This is a genomic window from Kitasatospora putterlickiae (assembly GCF_039527695.1).
Taxonomy (GTDB): Bacteria; Actinomycetota; Actinomycetes; order Streptomycetales; family Streptomycetaceae; genus Kitasatospora; species Kitasatospora putterlickiae.
This window is the reverse complement of the sequence record NZ_BAAAKJ010000186.1, coordinates 21,506-31,028: the sequence shown is the minus strand read 5'-3', so window position 1 is coordinate 31,028 and position 9,523 is coordinate 21,506. Positions and strand designations below refer to the sequence as shown.

The 9,523-nt window shown below is 66.3% G+C and carries 12 protein-coding genes and 1 pseudogene; 8 read left to right on the top strand and 5 right to left on the bottom strand.

All coding sequences use genetic code 11. The annotated features are described in order from the left end of the window. From ABD308_RS18675 to ABD308_RS18670, 3 genes and pseudogenes are all read right to left on the bottom strand, one after another. Positions 1–1,215: a hypothetical protein gene (locus ABD308_RS18675; protein ID WP_344335909.1), complete on the bottom strand. Its 1,215-nt coding sequence runs from the start codon at positions 1,213–1,215 to the stop codon at positions 1–3. Positions 1,216–1,390: 175 nt separating this feature from the next. Further along, positions 1,391–1,477, bottom strand: a pseudogene (locus tag ABD308_RS39725) (glutamine synthetase); the annotation flags it as partial. Between the two features lie 281 nt (positions 1,478–1,758). Beyond that, positions 1,759–3,531: a GmrSD restriction endonuclease domain-containing protein gene (locus ABD308_RS18670; protein ID WP_344335906.1), complete on the bottom strand. Its 1,773-nt coding sequence runs from the start codon at positions 3,529–3,531 to the stop codon at positions 1,759–1,761. 497 nt (positions 3,532–4,028) lie between these two features. On the opposite strand from ABD308_RS18670, the gene ABD308_RS18665 reads away from it, so the two are divergent. From ABD308_RS18665 to ABD308_RS18655, 3 genes are read left to right on the top strand one after another with little or no spacing between them, the layout of a single operon-like run. Further along, entirely contained in the window at positions 4,029–4,463 is a 435-nt protein-coding gene (locus ABD308_RS18665; RefSeq protein ID WP_344335904.1) for a GntR family transcriptional regulator, read from the top strand. A gap of 28 nt (positions 4,464–4,491) precedes the next feature. Continuing rightward, positions 4,492–5,121: an HD domain-containing protein gene (locus tag ABD308_RS18660; RefSeq protein WP_344335901.1), complete on the top strand. Its 630-nt coding sequence runs from the start codon at positions 4,492–4,494 to the stop codon at positions 5,119–5,121. A 7-nt stretch (positions 5,122–5,128) separates the two neighbouring features. Further along, positions 5,129–5,524 (top strand): hypothetical protein, encoded by a 396-nt coding sequence (locus ABD308_RS18655; protein WP_344335898.1) that lies wholly within the window; start codon positions 5,129–5,131, stop codon positions 5,522–5,524. 99 nt (positions 5,525–5,623) lie between these two features. Here ABD308_RS18655 and ABD308_RS18650 read toward each other — a convergent pair whose 3' ends face one another. Both ABD308_RS18650 and ABD308_RS18645 read right to left on the bottom strand, forming a co-directional pair. Then, a complete protein-coding gene (locus ABD308_RS18650) occupies positions 5,624–6,097 on the bottom strand; it encodes an NUDIX domain-containing protein (RefSeq protein ID WP_344335896.1) in 474 nt (157 codons plus the stop codon). Continuing rightward, the gene (locus ABD308_RS18645) at positions 6,094–6,867 is read right to left on the bottom strand and encodes a helix-turn-helix domain-containing protein (RefSeq protein WP_344335893.1); all 774 of its coding nucleotides are present in this window, start codon (positions 6,865–6,867) and stop codon (positions 6,094–6,096) included. The genes ABD308_RS18650 and ABD308_RS18645 overlap by 4 nt, the downstream gene beginning before the upstream one ends. A 713-nt stretch (positions 6,868–7,580) precedes the next feature. Here ABD308_RS18645 and ABD308_RS18640 point away from each other — a divergent pair. The 5 genes from ABD308_RS18640 to ABD308_RS18620 all read left to right on the top strand — a co-directional run bounded on the left by ABD308_RS18640 (position 7,581) and on the right by ABD308_RS18620 (position 9,507). Next, positions 7,581–7,868 (top strand): hypothetical protein, encoded by a 288-nt coding sequence (locus ABD308_RS18640; protein ID WP_344335890.1) that lies wholly within the window; start codon positions 7,581–7,583, stop codon positions 7,866–7,868. A 91-nt stretch (positions 7,869–7,959) separates the two neighbouring features. Beyond that, on the top strand, positions 7,960–8,931 hold the full coding sequence (locus tag ABD308_RS18635; protein WP_344335888.1) for a DUF2637 domain-containing protein: 972 nt from the start codon (positions 7,960–7,962) through the stop codon (positions 8,929–8,931). Next, positions 8,928–9,104 (top strand): hypothetical protein, encoded by a 177-nt coding sequence (locus ABD308_RS18630; RefSeq protein WP_344335885.1) that lies wholly within the window; start codon positions 8,928–8,930, stop codon positions 9,102–9,104. Before ABD308_RS18635 ends, ABD308_RS18630 begins: the two co-directional genes overlap by 4 nt. After that, positions 9,101–9,337, top strand: a complete 237-nt coding sequence (locus tag ABD308_RS18625; protein ID WP_344335882.1) for a hypothetical protein — start codon at positions 9,101–9,103, stop codon at positions 9,335–9,337. The genes ABD308_RS18630 and ABD308_RS18625 overlap by 4 nt, the downstream gene beginning before the upstream one ends. Beyond that, positions 9,337–9,507: a hypothetical protein gene (locus ABD308_RS18620; protein WP_344335879.1), complete on the top strand. Its 171-nt coding sequence runs from the start codon at positions 9,337–9,339 to the stop codon at positions 9,505–9,507. Before ABD308_RS18625 ends, ABD308_RS18620 begins: the two co-directional genes overlap by 1 nt. Positions 9,508–9,523 lie beyond the last annotated feature (16 nt).

The window sequence follows — 9,523 nt, the reverse complement described above, 5'->3', positions numbered from 1 at the left end:
TCAGCCCTCCAGCGAGCCGTCCAGGTTGACGTAGGCGTAGAAGACGCCGAGGTCGTAGCCGTCCTTGTCGGTGTCGAACTTGATGGTGAGGTCGGTGTCCCCGTTGCGCAGGAACGGCGAGATGTCCCAGCGGTTGGAGTCGTAGCCGAAGTTGTTGCGGTAGTACGGGGTGCGGACGAACTGGTCGGCCGGGGTCAGCTCCTCGATGGTGGAGTTGAACGCGTCGTTGGACGGGTGGTTGAGGTCCGTGAAGACCGCCTCCGGTCCGTTGGTGGACTTCACCGCCAGCGTGTCGCCGGTCCACTTCAGGTCGCCGTCGTAGACGACGAAGCCCAGCTTGCCCGCGACCGGCCCGGTGGCCGGGGTCTGCAGCCCGGTGAGGTCGAACTGGCGCGGCGGGCTGTCCGGCAGCTCCACCTGGAAGCCGTCCCACAGGTGCACGTGGCGCAGCGGCTTGCACGCGTTCTCGTACGCGATGACGATCGTCCAGCCGCCCCAGCTGTGCGGCTTCACCACCGAGTCCATGTTGGCCACGGTGTAGGTGCCGTTGCCGGACCTCTTGACCAGGTCGGTGATGTCGGCGGAGGCCTGGTAGCTGCTCTCCTCGGTGGTGGTGATGTAGCCGATGGACGGCTGGTCGTTCTCGATGTTCCGGTACTGGCTCTCGCCCGGGACCTTCAGGTAGACCTCGTCGATCTGGCTCTCCGGCAGCACGGTGTCGCCGATGCCCCGGGTGCCGCCCCAGTACAGCCGGGCGTACTTGACCTGGGAGCCCTCAAGCAGCCCGAGGTCCGCCGAGCTGGCCGAGTAGATCTGGTCGCCGAGCGGACCGATGCTGCCCGGGTCGATGTTGACGTACTTCATCTGGTAGTTGTTGTTGATCGGCCTGCTGCCCGCACCCGTCCGGGCGTCCACGCACGGCGGCTGCGCCGGGTCCACCGGCGGCTGGGTCTCGTCGCAGGTCATCAGGGTGTTGCTGATCCGGGTGACGGACCCGTGGAAGTCGCCCTCGAAGCGCGTGGTGAACGGCAGCGGATTCTCGGCGAGGGTGTCGGCACGCAGCTGCAGCGGCCCGTTGGGGCCCGAGCCGCGGGCGTCCGCGAGCGGGGCGGAGAGCAGCTGTCCCGCGACGGCGACGGCGGCCACCCCCGCGATCCCGATCCGACGGGCGAGCAGGCGGGCGCCGGCGGCGCGGCTGACGGTGGAGGAGGGCATGAGGTCCTCTCAGGGGAAAGGGGATCGATCCCACTGATCGGACCACAACGCACCGTCACAATCCCCTCACATACCGCCATCACCCACCGCGCCAACCCAAACGGCGGGCCCGCCGTCATCCATTGGGACGACGCCGGGCCCGACCGTTGTGACGCTCCATCCGCCCCCGGCGCGCCTACAGCACCTGGAGGTTCTTGCGCAGCTCGAACGGGGTCACCTCGGAGCGGTACTCCTCCCACTCCTGTTTCTTGTTGCGCAGGAACTGATGCCACCTCGGGAGGGGATCGTTCAGCCTCTGACAACCGGTCGCGGAGCGGTCGCTGGCGGGCGCCATTGGCCACCGAAGGTCAGCCCCGGACGGCCCACAGGCGGCCCAGCCTCGGCATCTGCTTCACCTGACATGAATCGCTGGCCCTGGCATGCGCAGCGCCCGGCCGACCCACCGCACCGCCAGGCCGCCAGACCGTGACGCACCGCCCAATCCGGCACGGCCATGGCGCAGGCCAGTCACTGGGCGCCCCACTCGCCACTGCGGCGACACATTCAGGCGAACCGCTTTCCAATTTCGAGCGTCCGAGCGACGTCGACTGGATCGACCTCTTTCGTTTCATCCACCTCGCGAATATAGATCTTTCCCTCAAGGAGGGAGACCTCACTCATCTCGGGGACCCTAATAATTACGACGCCGAGCCCATAGTAGTCGGAGTAGGACATGCTCGAAAGGACCGAATCCTTCAGCCCCTGCGAAAGCCCGGACGAGCGAATCGCATCCTTCCAGCGGGCGAAATATCGTTCGGTAGTCTCTCCCAACCGAACCGCTTCCCGCTTAACGCCGACAACAGATCGACCAGCACAGACTTCGCGAGGCGAAATGCCGTCAAGCTGGCGAATCCTCTCAGCGTCTGCCTTTTTATCGGCTACGCCGATCAGGATGGTACCCGCACGCTTCTTTCCATTATTCGCGATAGCACAGATGGTTTTTACGACCTTGTCCATGACCGCAGGGTCGACAGTGCGCCCATCGTCAAGACGGATAATCCCTTGCTTGAGCTCGTAATGCGGAGCCTCAATTAGAGAGTTCCTGATGATGTTATCTACATCCATTGCGGTATGCTCACCATAAATGTCTTGATGGTTACCGCTGGCCATATGCGGACGAATCAGCCCCTTGATGGTGTCAATATTTTCACGTCGCTCACTCGGAGCCGTAGACCCCTTTCCAGTCTCAACTCTCTTGTCGAGGTTCGTAATGGCCTTCCTTACGCTCTCATAGTCGACGATCTTCTTATTTTCACCAAACAAGAGCTCATGGAAAGCTACGCATAGAATCGCAAATACGGCAGGAAAGGCGTTAGTTGTGGTCTTGCTGAAGATGATCGATCGGAGCTTCTTTGCAGTCCCCGATGCACAAACCTTCTGAATCTCATCAAGGCAGTACTTAAACTCGGCCGAAAATTTATCGGCGCCATATGAACTGAGCGCATCGAGCACCCTAGAGTTCTCGGAAGATCCCTTTTCATAAACGCCATCCAGGGCGGTCTTCGATCTTTCTACGAGACTCCCTCCCACAATGCACGCCGCAATGTCGGCGATACACTGCTCGTCCATAGAGTCCCGCAGGTCGGTCGACCGTAGAATTCCCTGCTCGACCCAGAATACGGCTTCAGCTTGGACGTCGTATCCATGCTTCGTCATGGGGAGGTCGACACTGATTGACGGCATCTTATCCAGGCGAATGGTGTCGTCAGAGGAGTCGCCTCGGACTTCGCATGAGAGCTCTCGAACCAGCGTCGAGAAACCATCTCGAACGCCAGCCTGCCTACGCTCCTGGTCGCTCAGTCGGTGCCCGTAGGTGTTGATCCGGGAGAAGACATCATCGATCTCCTCGTCGGTCGCCCCTCTCATTACCGAGACCGCAATCGAATAGTCGAGAAAAGTCCCGACATCTCGCGCCGAAATCACCTCGCCAGAGTTCACAGAGAAGGCCCGCTCTTCTTCGGAACGCGTATTTGCGGTCACGAATCGACTGACGTCGAAGTATCGATCATCTAGCGTCTTGAAGGCCGTTTCGATGAACGACATAATGGTATGGAGTCGCTGAAGGCCGTCTATTACCTCATATCCGCCCTCCTCCCGCTCTGCAAGAAGGATGGCCGGAATCGGATATCGCTTGAGGACGGACTCAATCAGCTTCTGCTTTTCTTCGAGGGTCCACACAAGCTTTCGCTGGTATCGGCGATTAACCCATAGCTTGTTTTCGCTGTACCAGGCATACAGGGATTGGATCGATTTCGGCTGCGAGTCCAGTTCGGCCATGCTGCGTATCTTGCCACTACGGACCCGAAGATCACAGGGTTCTGGGCAAGGTGGTCCGAAGTTGGCACGCTACTGGGACCTCTCGTGCGCATGGGAGAGCGGGTTCAGCCTGTTGACCTGTCTAGGTCACAGCCGGGCTGATGGGGGTCGTAAACTGTCGTGACCCGATCATGCGTCTGACCGCATTTGGCCAGGCGGCCCGCAGGCTTGCTGGGCGCTGACCTCAGCCAGGAGGGCTAGGAAAGCGGCGAATCCGCCCACCCCATCCACCGGAGGTTCTGACCTCGGTGTCCCCGCGCCTGACCACTTTGCGGGACTGGCCAGCGCCGGAATGGCACGCCGTGGGCGCCCTCGAACCGGTAGGGGAACGTTAACCGCCGCAGGGGCCCACCGTGACTTGTGCATCTTCTATCTATGGGCTCCGTCATGGAAGCTGGCAGCTGACCCCCACGATCGTTCATCCTGACTAGGTACGTGCCTAGAGAAGGGAGCGGCTAGTGCCGGAGCGGAGCCCACGCGGTACCTACCTGAGGATCGCCGACACGATCGAGACCGAGATCCGCAGGAACTCCACAGTGACCTTGCTTCCCTCTGAAGCTCAGCTGATGGAGGCCCACGGCGTTGGCCGGACCACGGTCCGTCGCGCCCTAGACTCCCTCGCAACCAGGGGTCTTATCACTTCGCGCCCCGGATCCGGGTGGGTTGTCGTGGGCGCCGAGCGCAAGCCCCCGGTGCTCGACCAGCTCACCACGCTGGTGCGCACGCTCGATGTCGGAGCCGACTTTCCCTCAGAGAAGGAGCTCACCGAGATAACTGGCGCCGCACGGGGCACCGTTCGACGGGCCCTCGCCCAGCTGGAGGGCGCCGGCGTTCTCGAAGTGCGTCACGGGAAGGGCCGACGCGTCCGAGCGCTTCCCGACAATCAGTCCTGACCACAATCAATGAGGAGCAGATACAACCGTGTGGGCCTACGAGCTTGCCGAATCCCTCCTGTCCACCGACCTCCCCCGCCGCTGGTCCCACTCCAAGGGGGTGGCCGGCAAGGCGCGCACCCTCGCCGACATCCTCGGCCCGGACGCCGAGTTGCTGGAGTCCGCCGCCGTCCTGCACGACGTCGGCTACTCGCCGCGGATCGTCGACACCGGATTCCACCCGCTCGACGGTGCGCGGTTCCTCCGCGCGGAGAACGTCGACGAGCGCGTCGTGCGGTTGGTCGCTCACCACTCGTGCGCGCTGCTCGAAGCGGAGGAGCGCGGCCTGCGGCAAGAACTCGAGGTGGAGTTCCCGCTGGAGGAGCCGCACCTGGTGGACGCGCTGATCTACTGCGACATGACGACGACGCCGGACGGCACCCCGACGACGACGCCCGACCGGATCGCGGAGATCGTGGGCCGGTACGGGCCCGACAGCATCGTCGGACGGTTCATCCGTCGAGCCGAGCCGACAATCGACGCAGCAGCACGCCGGATTGAGGGTCAGCTACTCCAGGCCCAGGTCAAGGTCGTCCCTGGCAAAGCCGGCGGAAGGGGAGTTGAGACGAAAGGGCGTCTCGGCCAAACTGGTGAGCAGGACACTGCGATCACTTGCTGAGGCGAGCATGACGTACGTCATCAAGGGCACGTCGAATCGAGCAGCAACCTGCGACGAGTGCGGGAAGGACGTCCAACATCCCATCCAGCTCGAAACCATCGACCTTACCGGCAACCCACTCGGTCATCGCACCTACGTCGGCGTCGACTGCGCCGCCGCCCGAACCCGCAGAAGTGCGAAGGCCGTCAAAGCCGATGCCGCACGTGCCGACCGGGAGAGGAAAGCTGATGCTCGGCGCCAAGCCGAACGGGAAGCCTTCTCCCAGCGCTACGACCAGGCCGAACTCGAATGGTTGAGAGAGACTTACGGCGTCACCACCATTGACGAAGCCTCGGAGAGAGCCGGCAAGGACTGGATAGATGTCTGGACCGAAGCCCGCGCGGCGCTCACCGAGCTCGACTGAAGCCACACCGATAGGGCGATTGCCGCTTCCTGTGACTTTCGTGGGTTCCTCAGTCAGGCTGCCTCCGCTCGTTCCCGGCGCTCCTCGGCTGTCAGGCAGTTAGCCGATGTATGGCTGCACTCGGGCGGCATCCAGTCCGTGCGTGATCCGGAGCCGCATGGACGGGTGAATATCCAAGTCGTCGAGGTCCGCCGGGTCCACCCAGCGGACCTCCTTCGACTCCGAACTCGTCCGCAGTTCGCCGCCGACAGGCCGGGCCCTGAAGCAGATGGAGAACTGCTGCCGGACCTCCCCGTCGTCGTACGCCATGACGTGCCCCGGGTCCGTGTACAGGCCCACGACGGAATCGACCTCGACGTCGATCCCCGTCTCCTCGCGCACCTCGCGCACCACCGTCTCCGCGACGGATTCCCCGATGTCGTGGCCGCCCCCGGGGAGCGCCCAGAGGTTGTTGTCGGTCTTGTGGATCAACAACAACCGTCCCGCCCCGTCGGTCACCACCGCGGTGACCGACGGCACGACGGAATTCGCCGACGGCGCGGCCGGGTCGTGGAAGTAGTCGATCCGGCTCATGCTGCGGCCTCACTTTCGAGCTGGGGCGAGGTGATGGTCCGGGCACCTTCCCAGATGCGTTCGATGCTAGCCGCGTACGTACTGAACAGCTCTCCACCGGGCACCTGCGAGAGGTGCAGGACCGGGGCCAGATAGGCGCCGACCCCGTAGACGTGGCCGTTGACGAGCAGGTCGTCGTCGGCGCGGTAGAGCGAGTTGTAGAGCGTCGTCGAGTGAAGCCGGAACTCGACTCCGGGAATCCCGAACAGCGGCGAGTAGTTGGCCAGCGCGTTCCGGATCTTGCCTGCCATGGCTGGCCCGATCCCCTCGTCCTCGCCTCTCTGCGCCACGCCAGGACTGTCGGGGTCACCCAGCACGAGCCGTACGGGCACGCCGGCCTGGGCCTTCTCCCGGATCAACCGGAAGAACAGCGGGTCCTCGGAGAGCCAGAACCCGGCATAGACCACCAGGTCGAAGTGCCGTGTCGCCTTCGCGTAGAGCGAGGTCCACAGCTCCTTCGGGACGACGGCCCGGTGGGGGTAGAGCGTCACCAACTCCGCCCGGCCGGCCTCGGCCGTCGCGCTGCTGGTCTGCTCGTCCGACCACAGGTCCGACAGGTCTCGCTGCAGCAGGTTGGCGAGCGCGTACTGGAAGCGCCGGTAGGGCCGACGTCCGTCCTTGGCCTCCACCCACCGCTCCACCGTCCGGGGGCTCGTTCCTAGCCGCTCGGCAATCTGCTCAACCGTCAACTTGGACGCGAGGATTGCCCCTCGCAGCCTCTCGTTGGCCATCGCGCCCTCCCCTGGACGACGTTGCGGCGCTTGGACGATCTGGGACGACTCGACCGTAGCGAAGTCGGAGCGTAGCCGTCCAGGCGCGCCGTGTTCCGACGGGGCCGAAGCGCCGAATCTAGTGATGCACGGTCGGAATCTCCGAACGGACGAAGCACGGGACTTGACGAAGCGTCGGCTTCTCGGCATCGTAAGAGACATGTTCAACATGTCTCGCATAGCGAGGCTGGCGAGCTGACAGCCCTTCTTTGGGCTGCCCTGAGCTGCACAAACGCACTACTCAACAACTCAAGAGAACGATCCACCACCGCAGTCCGTCCGTGACCACACCGGTCGGGGTGAGTGGAGACCAGTCGGTAGAGAAGGGGCGCACGCCCTGACACCTCGGCCCGCCCTCCAGACGGCGGGCCGTACATGGGACACGCAGCCGACTCAAAAGACCGACGCGGCCGACCTTTCCGCCGGCGACGACCTCCGGGAGCGATCTCCCCGGAGCGAGCTGCACCGCGTCCAGCTGAGACCGAACCCCCTGCTTCACCAGTGACCACGGCCCTCGACACCCCCTCGCAGCCATGACTGCGGGGCGGGTGTCGGGGGCCGTGGCTGCTCGTGACGTTCGAGTGGCCAGGGCCCGCATGAAGCGGCCGCCGCGCATTCCTTGGCCGGGCGCGCGGCGGCCCCGGGCCCGCCCCCAACTGAGAAGAGGCAGACCCGTGAGGTCGATTGTTGCAGGGCAGACGGCCCTGACGGAGGACGAGTTCGCCGAGCTGGCGCTCGGTGTGGACTCGGACTTCACCCAGTTGTTCACCGGGGTGCCCGGTGAGAGCGAGACCGAGCGCGAAGCACGGATGGACGCCGCGGCCAGCATCATCGCGGACCTGCGTCGGGAGGACCCGGAGCTGGCCGCCTACGCCGAGCGTCTGCTGCGGTCGGCGCCGGTGCCGCTGCGGCGCCGAGCCGTCGTCCGCCGCGCGGCGAGCACCGTCCGGGTGGCGGCGTGAACGGCAACGGGTTCACCGCGCTCACGGCCGCCGTGAGCGTGCTCACGGGCCGCTCACCGCAGGCGGATCGGGGGCCGCGATGACGACCTCGATGAGTCCCGCGCAGATCCGCTCGGCGGAGCGGGCGCTGACCGCGGGGACGTGGGCGATCACGTTCGGCGCGGTCCTCTACAGCGTGCTCACGGTGACCCCGCTCATGGCCGGCCACAGCCCGAAGGGCTGGGAGTGGACGGCGCCGATTCTGCCGCTGGTCGTGGACGCGGCAGTGGTGATCGTGGTGCGGATGGACGCCACGCTCGCCCGGCTGAACGGCGACGGCGGGCGCTGGCCGGTGGTCCTGCGCTGGATGACCGGCCTGATGACGGTGCTGCTCAACGTGGGTCTGTCCGCCCTGGACCGGGACGGCGTCGGGGTGGCGGTCCACGCGGTGGCGCCGCTGCTGCTGATCGTCACGGCCGAGACCTCGCTCGCCTACCGGCGCGCGATCGGCGCCGCGCTGGCCGCCCGTGAGGCCGATGAGCGGGCCGAGCGCGAACTGCGCGAACAGCGGGCCGAGGCCCGGCGTCGGGAGGAGCGGGCCGAGCGGATCGCCCGGTTCGAGGCCGCCGAGCGGGCCGAGCGTGAGCGCCGTGAGCACGACGCCCTGCTCGCCCGTGAGCAGCGTGAGCACGACGCGAGCATGGCCCGCGACGAGCGCGAGGAGACCGCCCGCCGGGAGGCCGCGGCGCGCGAGGAGGAGGCCCGGCGGGAGGCCGCCGTGCGGGCCGAGCGTGAGCGGCGTGAGCACGCCGCTCGGGCCGAGCGTGAGCGGGGTGAGCGGGAGGCCGCCGAGCGGGCGCGCGCGGAGTTGCTGTCCGTCGGCCCGGCCGCCGAGAAGCTGCCGGAGGAGCGGGCCCGGGAGGTCGCCGCGGCTGCCGCCGAGGCCGGGTTGCCGCAGCGCCAGGCGGTGGAGCTGACCGGCTGGTCCGTCGGCTGGATCGCCGCCCGCTACAAGGAACACCCCGCCGTCCGGCCCGCCCTGCACGCCGTCCCCACCACGACCGCCGAGGAGCAGGCATCGTGACCAAGCCCGTGTCCGACCCGCAGTTCATCACCTACATGGCCGCCTTCCAGGCCGCGACGGAGCACACCGCCACCTGCGAGTCGTGCCAGGACGAGCAGCCGTGCCCGGTCGGCGACCCGATCCACCGCGTCTTCCTCGCCGAGAAGGCCGCCTGGGAGGGTGAGCAGAGGTGAAGGCGATCACTTCCCTGCCGCTGGTCGGCACCGTCCGCCGCGACGGCATCACGTACCGCGTCGCCGACCCCGTGCCGCTGGACGTGGTCAGCGGCCTGATCCGCGAGTCGTGGTGCTCGCGCCTGGTCGTCACCGACGCCCGGAGCGGCGGCGCCTGCCCCGGCGAGTTCACCGCGATGTGCGTGGTCGACGGCGAGCCGTTCGTCCTCGTCGGCCGCATCAGGCAGCGCTGATGTTCAGCCGCGCCCCGAAGCCGCCCCAGTCCCGCCAGCAGCGGCGCGCGAAGGCCGTCCGCGAGGCGGACCGCGCCGGAAAGCGCCAGATCGACTCCCACCGCACCAGCCGGTCCACCACCGCCTGGCACCGCGCCGAGTCCCCCCGCGCCTGGTGGCGCCCCTCCTGACCCACTCCCCGACGCC